Source organism: Pseudomonas donghuensis (assembly GCF_000696345.2).
Taxonomy (GTDB): domain Bacteria; phylum Pseudomonadota; class Gammaproteobacteria; order Pseudomonadales; family Pseudomonadaceae; genus Aquipseudomonas; species Aquipseudomonas donghuensis.
Genome location: NZ_CP071706.1, coordinates 4,732,236 through 4,750,431, shown reverse-complemented (window position 1 = coordinate 4,750,431; position 18,196 = coordinate 4,732,236). Strand labels below are relative to the sequence as shown.

Sequence of the window (18,196 nt, the reverse complement as noted above, 5' to 3'; positions counted from 1 at the left end):
AGCCCGCTCCTACAGGATCGCCACCTGTAGGAGCGGGCTTGACCCGCGATGAGGCCCTCAGGGTTTGGCCGCAGCCTGCCACAGCACTTCGGCAACGCCCTGGCGCCGTGCAATCAACCGCGCCGCGACAAACAGCAAATCCGACAACCGATTGATGTACGCCAGGCCGACCCCGGCCAATGGCTCGACACTGTTCAACTGCTGGCAACGCCGCTCGGCGCTGCGCGCCAGGCTGCGGCACACATGGGCCTGGGCAATCAGCGCGGAACCACTGGGCAGGATGAAGTTCTCCAGTGGACCCAGCTCTTCGTTCCAACGGTCGATTGCCGCTTCCAGGCGTTTCACTTCAGCGTTGTTCAGCGCCTGATAAGCAGGCATCGCCAGTTCCCCGCCCAGATCGAACAGCCGGTGCTGACAAGGCGCCAACACTTCACTGAGCTCATCCAGCCCCTGCTCGGTCAACCCGGCCAGCAACACACCCAGCTGGCTGTTGAGGCTGTCCACCTCGCCAATGGCTTCGATCCGTGGGTGGTCCTTGGGCACGCGGCGGCCATCGCCCAGACCGGTTTCACCTTTGTCGCCGGTGCGGGTGTAGATCTTCGACAATCGAAAACCCATGCTCATGACTCCGTTTTGGTGGGGGCAAGCGGCAGGCGCAAGGTGAAGCAGGTACCCTGGCCGGGTGCCGATTGCACCTCCATCTGCCCCTTGTGGTTGTTGGTGATGATGAAGTACGACACCGACAGGCCCAGGCCTGTGCCCTGGCCGATTTCCTTGGTGGTGAAGAACGGCTCGAAGGTACGTTTGCGCACCGTTTCGGGCATGCCGATGCCGTTGTCCTCGACCTGGATTTCTGCCCACGGCGGATTGAGCCGGGTGCGCAGGGTGATACGCCCGGGTTCGCTGTCGTCCGGGCGCAGGTGAATGGCCTGGGCGGCGTTTTTCAGCAGGTTGAGCAGCACCTGTTCCAGTTCGTTGGCGGTGCACGGCACCGGGCCCAGGTTGGGGTCGAACTGGCGGACGATGGCCTGGCCCTTGAAGTCGAAACCGATGGTCAGGTCGAAGTCGTTGCCGGCGATTTCCACCGCCTGGTCGATCAGCGCCGGCAGGTCGCAAGGCGCCAACTGGCGGTTGCTGCGGCGGCTGAAGCTGAGCATGTGGGTAACGATCTTCGCGGCGCGGGCACCGGCCTGCTGGATGCCGTCGAGCAACTGCGGCACTTCGCGGTTTTCCAGGTAGCGGTTGACGGAGGGCAGGTCAATGCCGATTTCGTCGGCTTGTTCGATGTTCTTGGCCAGGTCCGGCGACAGCCGCCGGCGGATGTTCTGCACGTTATGCAGGATGGCGCCGAGGGGATTGTTGATTTCGTGAGCCATGCCGGCTGCCAGGCCGCCGACTGAAAGCATTTTTTCCGACTGAACCATCATTTCTTCCAGCGACAGCCGCTGGGTGATGTCGTCGATGCGGATCACCACGCCACGGCCACCGCCGCCCATCAGCGGGTAGAAGGTCAGGGCGTAATGGCGGGCGTCGTCGTCCTTGGTCCAGGTCACCCGTTCGATCTTCGCCACCTGGTGCTTCTCGACGCTCTCCTTGAGCTGCGGGAGGAACGGCTTGAGCGGTTCGAAGGCGAGGAATATCGGCTGGTTCAGCGCTTCATCCAGCGGCGTACCGGAGAGCGCGCTGGCTTCCTGGTTCCATTGGGTGACGTAGAGCTGTTCGTCGAGGGCGATCAACGCCGAGGGCATGGAGTCGATGATGCTGTTGAGGTAATTCTGAAAGCCGGTGAGTTTTTTCTCGATCTTGCTGCGTACCTGGACTTCCAGCTCCAGCTTGCGGTTGGTGTGGCGGGTTTCTTCGGCCAGGCCCTGGGCTTGGTCGTAGGCTTCCTGGAACTCGTCGCGGGTGCGTTTGAGCTGCTGCTCGCGGGCTTCGATACGCGAAAGCATGGTGTTGAAGGCGTCGGCCAGGCTGCCAATTTCATCGTCGTTGCCGCGTTTGGCACGCAGGGCGTAGTTTTCTTCGCGGGTGACCTGGCGCGAAAGTTCTTCAAGCTGGTAGATCGGTTGGGTGATCAGGCGTTTGATCTGCCGGGCGATGATCATCCACAGCAGGATACTGAACACCAGGATGCCCAGGCTGGCGGTCAGGGTGCCGGTGTAGAAGGCCATCGGCAACTCGCTGCTGGCCACCAGCAACAGGTGCCCGGGCGGGCCGCCAGCGCGTGGCAGGTTCACCAGCTGGGTGCTGCGAAACTCGGTCAGGCGCCAGTTTTCGATAGCGCGGTAGCGTTTGGGCAGTGGCAGCTGCTCGCCATGCTGCAACTGCGCCAGCAACTTGCCGTCGCTGCCGTACAGGGCGGCGGCCCGCAGCGGGGTGTAGCTGTCGAGTTCCTTGAGCAGGGTCTTGGCGGCCTCCGGCGAATCGCTGGCCTGCTGCGCCAGTTGCGGGTTGGACACCAGCCGGCCAATGGTCTGCAGGGCTTGCGGGGCCATGCTCTCCTGGGAGATCCAGTAGGCGGCGCTGATAAAGGTCAGGTTGGCCACCAGCAGGATGGTGATCAACAGCACCAGCAGGGCGGCCAGCAACTTCTGGCCGACCGGCAGGTTCTCCAGGCGTTCGCGCAAGGTCATGTGAAAGGCGTAATCCCGGTTTGTAAGTGAAAGGGCAGGGTAGCGCCGTGCTCAGTCGCTGGGCAATCCGCGCGTGTCCAGGTGTTCGACCAGGCGCCGGTACAGCCGTTCCAGGTGCGGCAACTGCCGACCGTGGCGGCTGGCGGTGCGGCAGGCATGGCCGAGCAGGTAATGGATTTCGGTGCGCCGGCCGTGGCGAACATCCTGGTACATGGAAGAGTAGTTGGCCGCCGTCGCCTGGATCACCCGTTCGACTTCATCGACCAGGCCCTCGGCGGCTTCGGGCTGACCGCAGTATTGCAGCAGCTCGGCGAGTTCGGTGCACAGGGTGGCGACTTCGCAGTGATGTGCCTGCAGACCGCCATTGCGGCAGTCATGCAGTACGGTCAGCGGGTTGATCGCGCAGTTGAGCGCCAGCTTGCGCCACAGCCGGGTCAGGATGTCCGGGGTCCACTGGTGAGGAATGCCGGCGTCGCTCAGATCGTCGAGCCAGTCCGGGGCACCCGGGTTGGCCGGATCACCCAGCCAGTTGAAGCCGTGGCCGGCGAAATTCACCTGCCAGTCCTGTTCGCGAAACGCCCCTTCGGTGCTGGAGGCGAATACGCAACGGGCGTGGGGCACGCGATTGGCCACCGCTTCCTGGCTGCCGAGGCCGTTTTGCAGCAGGATCAGCTCGGCGTCCCGGGCCAGGCGCGGCGCCAGGTGCGCCACCGCCTGTTCGGCGTCATAGGCCTTGCACGCCACCAGCAAGCGATGGATCGGCGTGTTGTCGTCGGCCAGCTGCGCGGGAATCGCCTGCAACTGCGTCTTGCCGTGTTCGATCAGGGTCAGGCCGCCAGCGGCCTCATAGGCCTGCAAGCGCGCCGCATCGCGCAGGATCAGCCGCACCGGTTTGCCCGCACGGGCCAGCCGACAGGCCCAGAGGCTGCCCAGACTGCCGGCGCCGAGAATATGCCAGGTGCTGCTCATCAGCGTTTCGCAACCGTTATAATGATCCGGTATTTTAACCGTCAAACCCTGCGCGCTCCATCGCGCTCTTTCAGCAGAGCCGCGAGGGTGCCGTTATTTTTTGGAGAAAAGGTATGCCGTCGTTCGACGTGGTATCGGAACTGGACAAGCACGAAGTCACCAACGCCGTGGAAAACGCGGTCAAAGAGCTGGATCGTCGCTATGACCTCAAGGGCAAGGGCAGCTTCGAGTTCAAGGAAAAGGAACTGACCGTCAACCTCACCGCCGAAGCTGAATTCCAGCTCGAGGCGATGATCGACATCCTCAAGCTGGCCCTGGTCAAGCGCAAGATCGACGTGCAGTGCCTGGAAGTGAAGGATGCCTTCGCCTCGGGCAAGGTCATGAAGCAGGAAGCAGTGCTCAAAGAGGGCATCGATAAAGAGCTGGCGAAGAAAATCGTTGCTCACATCAAGGATGCCAAGCTCAAGGTCCAGGCCGCGATTCAGGGCGAGCAGGTACGCGTCACCGGCAAGAAGCGCGACGATCTGCAAGAGGCGATCGCCGCCCTGCGCGCCAAAGAGTTCGGCATGCCCCTGCAGTTCAACAATTTCCGCGACTGAAGTCACGGAGCCCGGAACCTTGGCGCCTTTTTGGCGTCCGAGGGCCGAGGCGCCGCTGAATCGTTTGCGGCAGGTCTTTTTCAGCTTTTTGCCGCTCGGCATCAGGAGAGTACACGATGGATTTAAACGCTGAGGTCGACCAGCTGGTCAAGGCTTCGCAAACCTGGCTACCGATGATCATGGAATACGGCAGCCGCCTGTTGCTGGCGCTGCTGACCCTGGCCATCGGCTGGTGGGTAATCAACAAGGTCACCTACCGCCTGGGCAAATTGCTGGCCCTGCGCAATGCCGACCTGGCCTTGCAGGGTTTTATCAGCAGCCTGGCCAACATCATTCTGAAGATCCTGCTGATTGTCAGCGTGGCCTCGATGATCGGCATCGAGACCACCTCGTTCGTCGCGGCCATCGGTGCCGCGGGCCTGGCTATCGGCCTGGCCCTGCAGGGCAGCCTGGCCAACTTCGCTGGCGGCGTGCTGATCCTGCTGTTCCGCCCGTTCCGCATTGGCGACTGGATCGAAGCCCAGGGTGTGGCGGGTACCGTCGACAGCATCCAGATCTTCCATACCGTGCTGCGTACCGGCGACAACAAGACCGTGATCCTGCCCAACGGCAGCCTGTCCAACGGCATCATCACCAACACCAACCGCCAGCCGACGCGCAAGGTGGTGTTCGATGTTGGCGTCGACTACGACGCCGACCTGCAAAAGGCCCGCAACGTGTTGCTGGAACTGGCCCAGGACCCGCGGGTACACCAGGACCCGGCACCCCAGGCCGTGGTTTCGACCCTGGGCGACAGCTCGATCACCGTCTCGCTGCGTATCTGGGTCAACACTGCCGACTACTGGGACGTGCTGTTCATGCTCAACGAGCATGCCCGTGACCGCCTCAAGGCCGAAGGCATCGACATTCCCTTTCCGCAGCGGGTGATCCGCGTGGTGCAGGAAGCGGCGGTGCAGTAAACCTTTCGCGGGGCAAGCCCGCTCCTACCAGGTGGGAGCGGGCTTGCCCCGCGATGCTTTCAGCAGCCATTACACTTGTTCACGTCTTCGCGCTATCTGCGCCCGGTGCATTCTGGCATATAGGCTGGCTTACTTTTGTTTGCCCGGTCTTATCATGCTTACCCCCCTGATCAACATCACGCCTTTGCGGGCGTTTTGTTTCGCCATGACCCTGGCGCTGTTCGAGCTGCTCACCTACCTCGCCAGTGACGTGGTGATGCCGGCCATGCCGGTGGTGGTCGGTGACCTGAACGCCAGCCCCGAATTCATTCCCCACGCCTTGAACCTGTACCTGCTCGGTGGCGTGCTGTTGCAATGGCTGATCGGCCCGCTGGCCGACCGCTATGGCCGTCGGCCGATGCTGCTGGGCGGCTGCGCGTTCTTCTGCCTGGCCTGCATCGCCACCTTCTGGGTGCAGAGCATCGAGTTGTTCAACCTGCTGCGGCTGCTCCAGGGGATCGGCCTGGGCTTTGTGGTAACGGTCAGCTACCCGGCGCTCAACGAGGCGTTCAGCGAGGCCGATGCGGTGCGAATGATGGCTTTGCTGGCCAACATCGCCTTGCTGTCGCCACTGCTCGGCCCGCTGGTCGGTACCCTGCTGCTGGAGTGGGTGTCCTGGCGCTGGCTGTTCGTGCTGTTTGGCACGGCGGCGGTGTTAGCCTGGTTCGCCCTGTACCGGTTCATGCCGGAAACCCTCGGCGTCGAGCGCCGCGACGGCTCGCGCCTGGCGTTCCAGCCGATCCACCTGCTGCCGTTGCTGGCGGGGTATGGGCAACTGTTGGCCAACCGCCGCTTTGTTGCCGGCAGTGCTGCGCTGGGTCTGGTCGGCCTGCCGCTGATCGGCTGGATCGGGCTGTCGCCGGTGCTTTTGATCCATGACGAGGGCCTGAGCACTTTCGATTACGCCCTGTGGCAGTTGCCGGTGTTTGGCGGCCTGATCCTCGGCAACCTGATCATCAACCGGATTGCCGACCGTCATGCGCTCACCGCCTTGGTGCGCCTGGCGTTGTGGCCATTCCTGATCGGTTTGCTGGGCATGATGCTCGGCACCTGGCTGCTCCCTTCGGTACTGAGCCTGGTGATCGGCATGTCGGTGTATGCGCTGGGCCTGGGTATCGCCAACGCCGTGCTATACCGCATGACGCTGTTCTCCAGCGAACAGAGCAAGGGCCTGGTGTCGGCGATGCTGGGGATGATCACCATTGCCCTGCTGGGCCTTGGTGGGGCGTTGCTGGCGATGCTCGGCGCTGGCGCCAGCCTGTTGCACTTCGCCTTGGCGGCAGGCGCGGCGGGGATTCTGGCGCTGTGGCCGCTGTGGGTCGTTCTGAGCGCTTGCAGTCGCTTGCCAGAGGCTATCCCGGAGTCAATCCGGCAATAGCCTCAGCGCGGTTCAGGGGCGCTCTGCAGCGGCGTTTTCGACGGGCTCCTGCTTGCCCCGCTCCTGGTGCCACTGCAGGGCAATCAGAATCAGGGTCGGCACGCCGAGCAGGGCGGTGATCAGGAAGAAGTCGTGATAACCGAACTTCTCGACCATCACCCCCGAGTAGCCGCCGATCAGCCGCGGCAACAGCAGCATGATCGAACTGAGCAGGGCGTACTGAGTGGCCGAGAACTTCAGGTTGGTCAGGCTCGACAGGTAGGCGACGAACGCCGAAGTGGCCAGGCCTGAGCTGAAGTTGTCCAGCGAGATGGTCACGATCAGCATCTGCAGGTTGGCGCCCATGTCGGCGAGCATCAGGAACAGGATGTTGGTCGCCGCCGAAGCCACGCCGCCGATGAACAGGATCGGCAGAATGCCGAAGCGCACGATCAGCAGGCCACCAAAACCGGCACCCACCAGGGTCATGATCAGGCCGAAGATCTTGCTGACACTGGCGATCTGGTCCTTGGTAAAGCCCTGGTCGATGTAGAACACGTTAGCCATCACGCCCATCACCGTGTCGGACATCCGGTAGGTGGCGATCAGCCCGAGCAGCAGCAGGGCCTGCCAGCGATAGCGGGTGATGAAATCGTTGACCGGCGTGAGGACCGGCGCCAGCCCGCGCCGGCCCATGGACGACAGGCACAGGGCGGTGAGGGTGATGTAGAGGATCGCGCGCAGGAAGGCGCGGTCTTCGAGCAGCAGGTCGAGCAGGCTCACGCCTTCGAACAGCACGCTGGCGAAATCGGTGTTGTACAGCTGGGTGAAGGTCGCCGGTACCGATACCAGCAGGATGATCAGCACGAACACCGACGCCAGCTGGTGGGCCAGGCCATAGCGCGCCGCCGACAGCTGGGTGCGCAGCGGCACGGGTGGTTCGCGCATCAACAGGGTGGTGATGACCGCTGGCAGCATCATCACGCCGAACAGCACGTAGGTGCCGGTCCAGGCTTTGTGCAGGTAGCTGAAGCCGGTGGAGCCGAAGCCTTCGGCGAAGAACAGCGCACCGGCGGTGGCCAGCAGCGCAGCAACCCGGTAGCCGGCCATGTAACTGGCGGCAAGGGCGGCCTGGCGCTGGTCGTCGGCGATTTCCAGGCGGTAGGCATCGACGGCGATGTCCTGGGTAGCCGAAGCAAAGGCCACCAGCACCGCCAGGGCGATCAGCCACGACAGATGTTTTTGCGGGTCGCAAAAGCCCATGCCGACCAGGCCGATGACCACCAGGACTTGCGACAGCACCAGCCAGGAACGGCGGCGTCCGAGTTTGCCAAGCAGCGGCAGGCGCCATTGGTCGAGCAGCGGCGACCACACCCACTTGAAGGCATACGCCAGGCCGATCAGGCTGGCATAACCGATGGTTTCACGGGCCACGCCGGCTTCGCGCAGCCAGACCGACAGGGTCGAAAACACCAGCATGTAAGGCAAGCCGGCGGCAAAGCCGAGCAACAACAGCACCAGTGTCGACGGGCTGGCATAGGCAGCGAGCGCAGCGCGCCAGGTTTTACGGGGCATGGGCCAACATCTGCCTCAAGTTTGCGAAAACAAAGCGCGCACTCTAACCGCTGTGCTCCATCGGGCGCCAGCCATGGCGCAGCATATCCACACGATTATTGTGCAAGGTGATGCCTTCTGCGCGCAGTCGCGCACGCTGTTCGTCGCCCGAAGGGGTGCCCAGCGCCAGGCTCAAGCGCCCGCCGGCGCCCAGTACCCTGTGCCAGGGGAGCTGGGTGTCGCTGGGCAACTGGCTGAGGGTACGCCCGACCCAGCGCGCTGCGCGACCAAGACCGGCCAGTTGCGCGAGCTCGCCGTAGCTGATCACCTTGCCCTCGGGCACCTGGCCAAGCACCAGATAGAGTGCCATTCGTCGGGCTTCGGCGCTTTCGGTCGGATCGCCAGGCATCCCGTTCATCGCGGGATGCGCCCATGCCGTGCGAGGAGCACCGGGCCGTGCGGGCAAATAAGAATTGAACTCATCGACATGGGGCAGGTCAGTCCTTGCTCTGATGGCGGGTATCTGGATAATGCCCGACTTTTTTCGCGAACCCGAGTCCGTTGCTGCTTATGTTTTCTAGAGCCCTGTTGTGCGTTGCCCTCGCCGCTGCCTGTTCCCCCGCCCTTGCAGACACCGTGTGGATGAAAAACGGTGACAGGCTCAGTGGCAAGATCAAGGTCTTCGATGGCGGCAAACTGTTGCTCGAAACACCGTACGGCGGCTCCATCGCCCTGGACTGGAAACAGGTCAAGACCCTGGAAAGCGACCAGGAGCTGCTGGTCAAGCAGGATGCCTACAGTGGTGAGAAGGCCAAGTCGCTGCACGCGGCGGACGCAGGCCAGGTGACGTTGGCCAATGGCGAGACGCCCAAGACCGTCGAGCTTGCCAGCATCCAGCAGATCATGAAGCCAAAGCCGGTGGTCGAGGACCTGTCGTGGAAGGGTAACGTCGACCTGGCCATGGACTACAAGCGCGCCGAAACCGACAGCGACGACTATGACATCGACTTCAAGACCACCGCACGCCACGGCCGCTGGCGGCACCAGGCCGAAGGCGAATACAACCGCGAGAGCAAGAACGACGTCACCACCACCAACAACTGGAGCGGCGAATACGCGCTGGACCGCTTCATCACCGAGAAGTGGTTCTGGCAGGGTCGTCTGGAATACAAGCGCGATCATATCGAAGACCTCGCTCGCCAGCGCACCGTGGGTACCGGCCCGGGTTACCAGTTCTGGGACAATGAACTGGGCGCGTTCTCCCTCGGTTCGCTGCTCAACCGTACCGACTATGAATACGCTGACGGCGGCAAGGACAACTTCTATTCCTTGGCCATGAAGTGGGACTACAACCGCTACCTGATCGGCAAGCGCGTCGAGTTTTTCACCAACGGCGAAGTCGGCAAGCCTCTGGGCGGCGTCGCCGAGTACGCCCTGGATGCCGAAGTCGGTCTGCGCTACAAGGTCACCGAGTGGGCGTCGCTCAACCTCAAGGCCGAGAAGGACATCATCAGTGGTACCCGTGACAGCGACCTGGACAAGACCCGCTATACCGCAGGTTTCGGCGTCGCCTGGTAAGCACGCTGGCAACCCTGAGCGATAATGATTATTTTGTCGGTTAACTAGCCTGGCCGTGTGCTCGTGCGCACGGCCAGCATTACGAGGTTTATCCAGCGGGGAGTCATACAGTGAGCGCTAAAGCCGCAACACAGGCACGGGAGCTGCTGCTCAAGGAATACCGCGGGGTGCTGTCGACCCATTCCAAGTCAATGCCGGGGTTTCCCTTCGGTTCGGTGGTGCCGTACTGCCTGGATGCCGACGGTAACCCACTGATCCTGATCAGCCGTATTGCCCAGCACACCCACAACCTGCAAAAGGATCCCAAGTGCTCGCTGCTGGTGGGGGAGCGTGACGCTGAAGATGTCCAGGCAGTGGGGCGCCTGACCGTGCTGGCCGAGGCGCACCAGCTGGTTGCGCCCGAAGCGGTCGAAGCCGCTGCCGAGCGTTACTACCGTTATTTTCCCGAATCGGCCAATTATCACGCCGCCCACGATTTCGACTTCTGGGTGCTCAAGCCGGTGCGCCATCGCTACATCGGTGGCTTCGGCGCGATTCACTGGATCGATCACCTGACCCTGGCCAACCCTTTTGCCGGCAAGGCCGAACAGAGCATGATCGAGCACATGAACAGCGATCATGCCAACGCCATCGAGCACTACGTCCAGCTCAGCGGCCTGCCTCAGGGCACGGCGGCGCAAATGGTCGGCATCGACAGCGAAGGCATGCACCTGCGCATTGGCCAGGCGCTGTACTGGTTGCCGTTCGCGGCGCCTTGCAATACGCCGATACAAGTACGCGAAGCCCTGGTTTTTCTGGCCCGCGCTGATCAATGGCCGCAGCGGGAAACCGCCGAGGCTTGAAATGGCGATGGATCGCATCCATTAAAGGTCTACTGCAAGGACATCTTGCGCAGAGGAACCGTTGATGCGTGCTTTTCTATTGCTGTTTCTGATTTTTCCGGTGCTGGAGCTGTATGTGTTTTACAGGGTCAGCGTCGCGATCGGCTTCTTTCCGGCGCTGTTGCTGATCATTGCCGGCTCCGCCCTGGGCGTGCTGGTGGTGCGGGTGGCAGGGCTTGCCACCGCCCTGCGTGCCCGCGAGAGCCTGCAGCGTGGCGAATTGCCCGCTGAAGACATGTTCCATGGCCTGATGCTGGCGCTCGGTGGCGGCCTGCTGCTGTTGCCGGGCTTTGTCAGTGATGTGATCGGCCTGGTCTGCCTGCTGCCGTTCACCCGCCGCCTGCTCGGGCGCAAGATGCGCGAGCGCGCCGAGGCCCAGGCCATGCGCCAGCGGGCGTTTGGCGATGACCCGTTCATGGCGCGTCCAGGCCAGCCTGGGCGTGGCCATCAGCCCACCGTGATCGAAGGTGAAGTGGTGGGGCGTACCGACCCTGATCAGCCTAACCTGCGGGGTCCGCGCGATCTTTGATGGTTATCCATGCGTTGCCAACGGCCCCTTTCGGGGCCGTTTTGCTTTATCGGATGGCCGTTGCTAAAAAAATTCATCAGCAAGCCTTGTAATTGCCCTTGGCGACCTCATGTATGGGTCACCGCAAGGTTTCTGGTGATTTGCACCAGACATTACATGTGTGGTCCGCCCTGCGGGCTACGAGCGGCTACGCCGCAAGCATCAACCCGCCGGTGTCGATACCGGCCGATGAAAACCACAATTAGGAGAGATCGACAATGAAGCTTCGTCCTCTGCATGACCGCGTCGTTATCCGTCGCAGCGAAGAAGAATCGAAAACCGCTGGCGGTATCGTTCTGCCAGGTTCGGCCGCTGAAAAACCTAACCGTGGCGAAGTCGTCGCTGTAGGTGCCGGCCGCACTCTGGACAACGGTGAAGTGCGTGCGCTGGCCGTGAAAGTGGGTGACAAGGTGGTTTTCGGCCCTTACTCGGGCAGCAACACTGTGAAAGTTGACGGCGAAGACCTGCTGGTGATGGCTGAGAACGAGATTCTCGCTGTCATCGAAGGCTGATTCCGCTGGTTTCCCGTTACTCCAAAGTATTCAAGGATTAAACGATCATGGCTGCTAAAGACGTAAAATTCGGCGACTCCGCCCGTAAGAAAATGCTCGTTGGTGTCAACGTTCTGGCTGACGCTGTAAAAGCCACCCTGGGCCCGAAAGGCCGTAACGTTGTTCTGGCCAAGAGCTTCGGCGCTCCGACCATCACCAAAGACGGTGTTTCGGTTGCCAAAGAAATCGAGCTCAAAGACGCCTTCGAAAACATGGGCGCCCAGCTGCTCAAAGACGTTGCCTCCAAGGCCAACGACGAAGCCGGTGACGGCACCACCACCGCAACCGTTCTGGCTCAGGCCATCGTCAGCGAAGGCCTGAAAGCCGTTGCTGCCGGCATGAACCCGATGGATCTGAAGCGTGGTATCGACAAGGCCACCATCGCCATCGTCAAAGAGCTGAAGTCCCTGTCCAAGCCATGCGCCGACTCCAAGGCCATCGCTCAGGTCGGTACCATCTCGGCCAACTCCGACAACTCCATCGGTGACATCATCGCCGAAGCCATGGAAAAAGTCGGTAAAGAAGGCGTGATCACCGTCGAAGAAGGCTCGGGCCTGGAAAACGAACTGTCGGTCGTGGAAGGCATGCAGTTCGACCGTGGCTACCTGTCCCCTTACTTCGTCAACAAGCCAGACACCATGGTCGCCGAGCTGGATGGCCCGCTGCTGCTGCTGGTTGACAAGAAAATCTCCAACATCCGTGAACTGCTGCCAGTTCTGGAAGCCGTTGCCAAGGCCGGCCGTCCGCTGCTGATCGTGGCTGAAGACGTTGAAGGCGAAGCGCTGGCTACCCTGGTAGTCAACAACATGCGCGGCATCGTCAAGGTTGCTGCGGTCAAGGCCCCTGGCTTCGGTGACCGTCGCAAGGCCATGCTGCAGGACATCGCCGTCCTGACCGGCGGTACCGTGATCTCCGAAGAAATCGGCCTGAGCCTGGAGTCCGCTACCCTGGAGCACCTGGGTAACGCCAAGCGTGTGACCCTGTCCAAGGAAAACACCATCATCGTCGACGGCGCTGGTGTACAAGGCGACATCGAAGCGCGCATCGCCCAGATCCGCACTCAAGTTACCGAGACTTCCTCGGACTACGACCGTGAAAAACTGCAAGAGCGTCTGGCCAAGCTGGCTGGCGGTGTTGCCGTGATCAAGGTCGGTGCTGGCACCGAAGTCGAAATGAAAGAGAAGAAAGCCCGCGTTGAAGACGCCCTGCACGCTACCCGTGCAGCCGTTGAAGAAGGCGTGGTGCCTGGCGGTGGTGTTGCCCTGGTTCGCGCTCTGCAAGCGATTGCCGAGCTCAAAGGCGACAACGAAGACCAGAACGTCGGTATCCAGCTGCTGCGTCGCGCTGTTGAAGCGCCGCTGCGCCAGATCGTTGCCAACGCCGGCGACGAGCCAAGCGTGGTGGTCGACAAGGTCAAGCAAGGTTCCGGCAACTTCGGTTACAACGCTGCTACCGGCGAGTACGGCGACATGATCGAAATGGGCATCCTCGACCCTGCCAAGGTAACCCGTTCGGCCCTGCAAGCTGCAGCTTCGATCGGTGGTCTGATGATCACTACCGAAGCCATGGTTGCTGACGCTCCAGCTGAAGCTGGTGCTGGCGGCGGCATGCCAGACATGGGCGGCATGGGTGGTATGGGCGGCATGGGCGGCATGATGTAAGCCAGCCTGGCCCGCTTGATAAAAAGCCCCGCCTAGTGCGGGGCTTTTTTTTGCCTGAATTCTGGGGTTGCTGTGCAACCCATCACCGGCAAGACCGGCTCCCACAGGGATCTGTATGTGGGAGCTGGCTTGCCAGCGATGCAGTCACCGCGCAGGCCGGTCTTACGAGGACGGCACGGTAACCGCAGCCTTGTGCTTCAATTCAACCGGCCGGCGATACAGCACCCAGTAATAACACCCAAGGCTGATCAGCCAGCAGAACACCGCCGTCCACACGTTGTGTGAAAAAAAGTGCGCGCCCTGCAGCATGCGCCCCACTGAAAACAGCGTACCCAGGCCAAAGGCGAACACCAGCGCTGCCTTGGCCAGGCGTGGACGCCGGTCGCGCAAGACAAAAAACAGGGCAAACAGGGTAAAGCCGGTCGCCGCATGGCCACCCGGCCAGCAGCGTCCGGGCTTATCGGTGGCCGGGCGCGGGCTGAGCAGCTCGCTGTAGGTCTCCTTGCCGCCAAATTCGCTCAGGCTCCAGGGGCACTGCACCGCCGTCACGGCTTTGACCGGCGTGACAAAACTGGTCGACAGCCCCATGGCCAGGACCAGGCAGCCCAGCTCCCGACGCCAACTGAACAGGCGTGTCCAGAAGAAACTCGCGGCGAAGGCGACAACCGCCAGCAAGCCGAGGACGATCACCGCCTGTTTGGCCCGGTCATGCAGGATATCTTCGAGAAAGTAGCTGTGCCGGCCGATGAACTGCCCCGCCACCGGGTCGAACGCCAGCTTGGCCAGGTCCATGTCCAGTGAGGTCAGCTCCAGCAGGATCAATATCACTGCGGTGACGGCGGGGATGCCCAGGGCAATCCAGAAATTCAGCGGACGGGAGTAGGCAGGTAGTGACATGGCAAGTCCAGGCAGGTCAAAGGGGCAGTCCGACCGCCAATTTTCGGCTAGCCGCCATCGCCTGTCCGTGAAGGCTCGGTGAAAAAAACGTTAACCTGCAATAAAGTCGCGCCGACCTAGCCGAGCGCTGCTGATGGCCGTAAGCTGCGCCTGCCAAGCAGGCAAAAGCGCCGGACGGGAGACACCCCATGCGAATTCTACTGGTTGAAGACAACCGCGATATCCTCGCCAACCTGGCCGACTACCTGGGCCTGAAGGGTTACACGGTGGACTGTGCCCAGGACGGTCTCTCCGGCCTGCACCTGGCTGCCACCGAACACTACGACCTGATCGTGCTCGACATCATGTTGCCAGGCATCGACGGCTATACCCTGTGCAAGCGCCTGCGCGAAGACGCCCGGCGCGACACCCCGGTGATCATGCTCACCGCCCGTGATCAGCTGGACGATCGCCTGCAGGGCTTCCGCTCCGGCGCTGACGACTACCTGCTCAAACCGTTTGCCCTGTCGGAGCTTGCCGCGCGCATCGAAGCGGTGCTGCGTCGCACCCAGGGCGGTGGTCGGCGTACCCTGCAGGTCAGTGACCTGGTCTACGACCTCGACACGCTGGAAGTCAGCCGCGAGGGCAAATTGCTCAAGCTCAACCCGGTCGGCCTGAAGCTGCTGGCGGTGCTGATGCAGAAGAGCCCGCATGTGCTGCGCCGCGAAGTACTCGAAGAGGCGCTGTGGGGCGACGATTGTCCGGACAGCGACAGCTTGCGCAGCCACGTTCACCAACTGCGCCAGGTCATCGACAAACCGTTTGAAAAACCCCTGCTGCATACCGTCCACGGCGTCGGCTATCGCTTGGCCGAGGGCCGTGATGGAGTTTAAACAAAGCCTTGCCCAGCGGATCATCATTGCCTTTGCCCTGATGAGTGCGATGGTGGCCGGGGCCTTCGCCTTCGGCATTGTCGCTACGGTCCACCTGGTTGAAGAACGCTTGATCTCCGCCGTGCTGGGCGGCGACCTGCAACGTTTGCTGCGCATGGACAGCGTCAGCGACTGGAGCCACCGGCCGCGGCCGGACCAGCTGTTCTATTTCAGCGGCGGGCGTGATGACTTCGAGCTGCCCAAGGATTTGCGTCACCTTGACCGTGGCTTTCATGAAGTGTTTCGTGAAGATCTGTCCTACCACGCGATGGTCGAAATCGTCGATGGCCGTCGCTACGTGCTGTTGCAGGACCAGAGTGATTTCGAAGAGCGCGAGCGAGTGCTGTTCGCGGTGGTCGTGGTCGGCTTTGTCCTGAGCCTGGCGCTGGCGGTATTCCTCGGCTGGGTCCTGGCCCGGCGGGTGATGGCACCGGTGATTCGCCTGGCCCGCCAGGTGCGCCACCGTGATCAACTGCTGGGCCTGGCGCCGCCCTTGGCGCCCGATTACGCTGCGGATGAAGTCGGTCAGCTGGCCGTGGCGTTCGACGATACCCTGGGGCGTCTGCGCGATGCCCTGACCCGTGAGCGCCTGTTTACCAGTGATGTCAGCCATGAGCTGCGCACGCCGTTGATGGTGCTGGCCAGCTCCTGTGAGCTGTTGCTGGTCAACCCCAACATCGACACCCGCGCCCGATCCCAGGTCGAGCGTATCGCCCGGGCCACCGAAGAGATGCAGGAGTTGGTGAAGACCTTCCTGATGCTCGCCCGTGCCCAGCGTGACGAAGGCGCGGTCGCCTCGCAGGCGAGCATGAAAGAGGTGGCCGATGACCTGATTGGCGTCTGGCGCGATACCATCGAGCAGAAAGGCCTGACATTGCTGTACGACGCCAAGGCCGCAACCCCGACCTTGTACAACGCCACCTTTCTTCAGGCGGTCATGGGCAACCTGCTGCGCAATGCGGCGCACTACACCGATCAGGGCTTTATTCGCCTGACGCTGGAACCGGCGGGGTTCCTGGTCGAAGACAGTGGTGTAGGGATTCCCGAAGAGCAGCGTGAAGCCATGTTCCGGCCGTTTGTGCGCGGCGATGAAAAGCGTGGCGAGGGCCTGGGCTTGGGCTTGTCACTGGTGCAGCGGATTTGTGACGACCAGGGCTGGAGCGTCAGCCTGACCGCCATGGTGCCCCATGGCTGCCGCTTTCACGTAGACCTGAGCCTGGCACTGCAAAGGCCGACTGACCTCGAATAGGGCCATTGGCCAGCCGTGAAAGTTTGTAATTAGTTGAAACTTTTGTCGTGACAACTAACGAATTTTTCACATCAGCATGACCTGACGCCAACGCTTGCCAGCCTAAGGTGGGCACATTGGAGTCAGGAGATGCACAATGCGTAGCCCTATCAAACTCGAGTTTTCGGATAAGTACGACCAGCAGCACGCCCAGGAATACTTCCTCAAGCACCAGGACGGCCTGGCGCGCCGGATGTCCCACCAGCGTGACGAGCAACTGGCCCGTCGCGCCCTGGCCCTGGCTGGCGAACCGGGGCTGGTGCTCGACTTGCCGTGCGGTGCCGGGCGCTTCTGGCCGTTGCTGGCGGAAAAGCCCAACCGGGTGATCATTGGTGCCGACAATTCCGAAGCCATGCTCGAAACCGCGCGGGCCTCGCAGCCGGCTGCGGTGGTGGCACGGGTACGTACGTTGCAGACCTCCGCATTCGCCATCGATTTACCGGACAACTCGGTCGACAGTATTTTTTGCATGCGGCTGATGCACCACATCGGCGATGCGGCCCATCGCAAAACATTACTCTCTGAATTTCAACGGGTTACCCGCGACAGCGTGATCGTCTCGCTGTGGGTGGATGGCAATTTCAAAGCCTGGCGGCGCAAAAAGCTCGAGCAGCGGCGTTACGTCGAAAAAGGGCAGGGCAGTTACCAGAATCGTTTTGTGTTACCTGTTGCCACGGTTGAAAAGGAATTTGAAGCCGCAGGTTTCCGCATTCAGGAACGATTGGACTTTTTACCGTTCTACGCCATGTGGCGAGTCTATCTTTTGCGTAAGGGGTAAGCGGGGAATGGGGTTTGAGCGCACAGCAGCAACGACGAACAAGGATCAGTTCGATCATTTCTGGCAGCAGCAGGGCGAATGGGTCGAGGAGCCCAATCAGCGTCGCGGCGGCGAGAGTGGTGTACAGCGACTGAGCGACGACGCTGGCCATACGTTTTATGCCAAGCGCCAGATCGGCCATATCTACCGCAGCCTGTTGCACCCCTTCGGGCGCCCTACCGTGTTGCGTGAATACGATGCCCTGAACAGCTTCGAGCAGTTGGGGGTGCGGGTGCCGCATATTGTCTATTGCGGCGTTGACCGTGATGCCGAGCATCAGTGGCGAGCCTTGCTGGTCAGCGAGGCGCTGGAAGGCTTCGAGGATATCGACAGCTGGTTCGCCGCTGGTGCCCGAGAGCGGTACCACCCGGCATTGCACGAGCGGGTGCTGGAGGACCTGGCGCAGAACCTGGCGCGGATGCACCGCGGTCATTGGCAGCATGGTTGCCTGTATGGCAAGCATGTCTTCGTCAAGGTCATTGGCCAAGGTGCCGAGGCTCGGGCTGAAGTGGCCCTGCTGGACCTCGAAAAGTGCCGCCGGCGCATCAGTTGTCAGCGTGCTGCGCTCAATGACCTTAAACAACTGCGCCGCCATTCGTCTTTCAACGACGCAGAGTGGCAAAAACTGCTCTATTTTTACCAAGGAGCGTTTGGCAGCGCTGTCAAAGGTTTAGAGTAATGAAACTAGAAATAGCCCGAGGTTTGTTTCTGGTGATTGCCTTGGCCGTGGCAACCGCTGCCGTAGCGGCGTGGGAGGAGCCTCGCCCGCAGGTTTTCAGCAAGGTCGATGCCGGTGCGCAATGCCCGTTGCCACGGGTGGTAAAACCCCAGGTCGATGCCAAGCCGGATCACGACCTGTTGTTATTGCTGTTCGGCCTGAGCCAGGGCGTACGCGCCAGCGGCTGACCCCTGTGGGAGCGGCGGTGTGACGATT

At 61.9% G+C, this 18,196-nt stretch carries 19 protein-coding genes; 13 read left to right on the top strand and 6 right to left on the bottom strand.

All coding sequences use genetic code 11. The annotated features are described in order from the left end of the window. Positions 1–57: 57 nt before the first annotated feature. From BV82_RS22035 to BV82_RS22025, 3 genes are read right to left on the bottom strand one after another with little or no spacing between them, the layout of a single operon-like run. Positions 58–618 (bottom strand): cob(I)yrinic acid a,c-diamide adenosyltransferase, encoded by a 561-nt coding sequence (locus tag BV82_RS22035; protein ID WP_036996781.1) that lies wholly within the window; start codon positions 616–618, stop codon positions 58–60. Positions 619–620: 2 nt separating this feature from the next. Continuing rightward, positions 621–2,633 (bottom strand): sensor histidine kinase, encoded by a 2,013-nt coding sequence (locus BV82_RS22030; RefSeq protein WP_010220804.1) that lies wholly within the window; start codon positions 2,631–2,633, stop codon positions 621–623. Positions 2,634–2,684: 51 nt separating this feature from the next. Continuing rightward, positions 2,685–3,602, bottom strand: coding sequence for a putative 2-dehydropantoate 2-reductase (locus tag BV82_RS22025; RefSeq protein ID WP_010220806.1), 918 nt, complete (start codon positions 3,600–3,602; stop codon positions 2,685–2,687). A 113-nt stretch (positions 3,603–3,715) separates the two neighbouring features. Between BV82_RS22025 and BV82_RS22020 the strand changes: the two genes are divergently transcribed. From BV82_RS22020 to BV82_RS22010, 3 genes are all read left to right on the top strand, one after another. Beyond that, complete coding sequence (locus BV82_RS22020; RefSeq protein WP_010220808.1) at positions 3,716–4,201, top strand: YajQ family cyclic di-GMP-binding protein; 486 nt, start codon at positions 3,716–3,718, stop codon at positions 4,199–4,201. A gap of 116 nt (positions 4,202–4,317) precedes the next feature. Continuing rightward, complete coding sequence (locus BV82_RS22015; protein WP_010220809.1) at positions 4,318–5,160, top strand: mechanosensitive ion channel family protein; 843 nt, start codon at positions 4,318–4,320, stop codon at positions 5,158–5,160. 154 nt (positions 5,161–5,314) lie between these two features. Then, the gene (locus BV82_RS22010) at positions 5,315–6,577 is read left to right on the top strand and encodes an MFS transporter (protein WP_036996779.1); all 1,263 of its coding nucleotides are present in this window, start codon (positions 5,315–5,317) and stop codon (positions 6,575–6,577) included. 12 nt (positions 6,578–6,589) lie between these two features. On the opposite strand, the gene BV82_RS22005 is transcribed toward BV82_RS22010, so the two are convergent. Both BV82_RS22005 and BV82_RS22000 read right to left on the bottom strand, forming a co-directional pair. Then, on the bottom strand, positions 6,590–8,131 hold the full coding sequence (locus tag BV82_RS22005) for an AmpG family muropeptide MFS transporter (RefSeq protein WP_010220811.1): 1,542 nt from the start codon (positions 8,129–8,131) through the stop codon (positions 6,590–6,592). Between the two features lie 43 nt (positions 8,132–8,174). Then, positions 8,175–8,528, bottom strand: a complete 354-nt coding sequence (locus BV82_RS22000) for an MGMT family protein (protein WP_026001181.1) — start codon at positions 8,526–8,528, stop codon at positions 8,175–8,177. Between the two features lie 152 nt (positions 8,529–8,680). On the opposite strand from BV82_RS22000, the gene BV82_RS21995 reads away from it, so the two are divergent. From BV82_RS21995 to groL, 5 genes are all read left to right on the top strand, one after another. Beyond that, positions 8,681–9,688 (top strand): DUF481 domain-containing protein, encoded by a 1,008-nt coding sequence (locus tag BV82_RS21995; protein WP_010220813.1) that lies wholly within the window; start codon positions 8,681–8,683, stop codon positions 9,686–9,688. A gap of 110 nt (positions 9,689–9,798) precedes the next feature. Beyond that, positions 9,799–10,530, top strand: coding sequence for a HugZ family pyridoxamine 5'-phosphate oxidase (locus BV82_RS21990; RefSeq protein ID WP_010220814.1), 732 nt, complete (start codon positions 9,799–9,801; stop codon positions 10,528–10,530). Between the two features lie 64 nt (positions 10,531–10,594). Then, entirely contained in the window at positions 10,595–11,098 is a 504-nt protein-coding gene (locus tag BV82_RS21985) for an FxsA family protein (protein WP_036996777.1), read from the top strand. 257 nt (positions 11,099–11,355) lie between these two features. Then, positions 11,356–11,649 carry a co-chaperone GroES gene (locus tag BV82_RS21980; RefSeq protein ID WP_010220816.1) on the top strand — a complete coding sequence of 98 codons (294 nt, stop codon included), beginning with the start codon at positions 11,356–11,358 and terminating at the stop codon, positions 11,647–11,649. A gap of 47 nt (positions 11,650–11,696) precedes the next feature. After that, positions 11,697–13,349 (top strand): chaperonin GroEL, encoded by a 1,653-nt coding sequence (groL, locus tag BV82_RS21975; RefSeq protein WP_010220817.1) that lies wholly within the window; start codon positions 11,697–11,699, stop codon positions 13,347–13,349. Between the two features lie 162 nt (positions 13,350–13,511). On the opposite strand, the gene BV82_RS21970 is transcribed toward groL, so the two are convergent. Then, entirely contained in the window at positions 13,512–14,246 is a 735-nt protein-coding gene (locus tag BV82_RS21970; protein WP_010220818.1) for a phosphatase PAP2 family protein, read from the bottom strand. Positions 14,247–14,434: 188 nt separating this feature from the next. Here BV82_RS21970 and colR point away from each other — a divergent pair, with 188 nt between their 5' ends. The 5 genes from colR to BV82_RS21945 all read left to right on the top strand — a co-directional run bounded on the left by colR (position 14,435) and on the right by BV82_RS21945 (position 18,168). Next, positions 14,435–15,118, top strand: coding sequence for a two-component system response regulator ColR (gene colR, locus BV82_RS21965; protein WP_010220819.1), 684 nt, complete (start codon positions 14,435–14,437; stop codon positions 15,116–15,118). Next, positions 15,108–16,406, top strand: coding sequence for a sensor histidine kinase (locus tag BV82_RS21960; protein ID WP_010220820.1), 1,299 nt, complete (start codon positions 15,108–15,110; stop codon positions 16,404–16,406). Before colR ends, BV82_RS21960 begins: the two co-directional genes overlap by 11 nt. Positions 16,407–16,542: 136 nt before the next feature. Further along, positions 16,543–17,223, top strand: a complete 681-nt coding sequence (locus tag BV82_RS21955) for a class I SAM-dependent methyltransferase (RefSeq protein ID WP_036996775.1) — start codon at positions 16,543–16,545, stop codon at positions 17,221–17,223. 7 nt (positions 17,224–17,230) lie between these two features. Further along, positions 17,231–17,941 carry a lipopolysaccharide kinase InaA family protein gene (locus BV82_RS21950; protein WP_036996773.1) on the top strand — a complete coding sequence of 237 codons (711 nt, stop codon included), beginning with the start codon at positions 17,231–17,233 and terminating at the stop codon, positions 17,939–17,941. Next, entirely contained in the window at positions 17,941–18,168 is a 228-nt protein-coding gene (locus BV82_RS21945; RefSeq protein WP_026001182.1) for a hypothetical protein, read from the top strand. The genes BV82_RS21950 and BV82_RS21945 overlap by 1 nt, the downstream gene beginning before the upstream one ends. Positions 18,169–18,196: the final 28 nt, after the last annotated feature.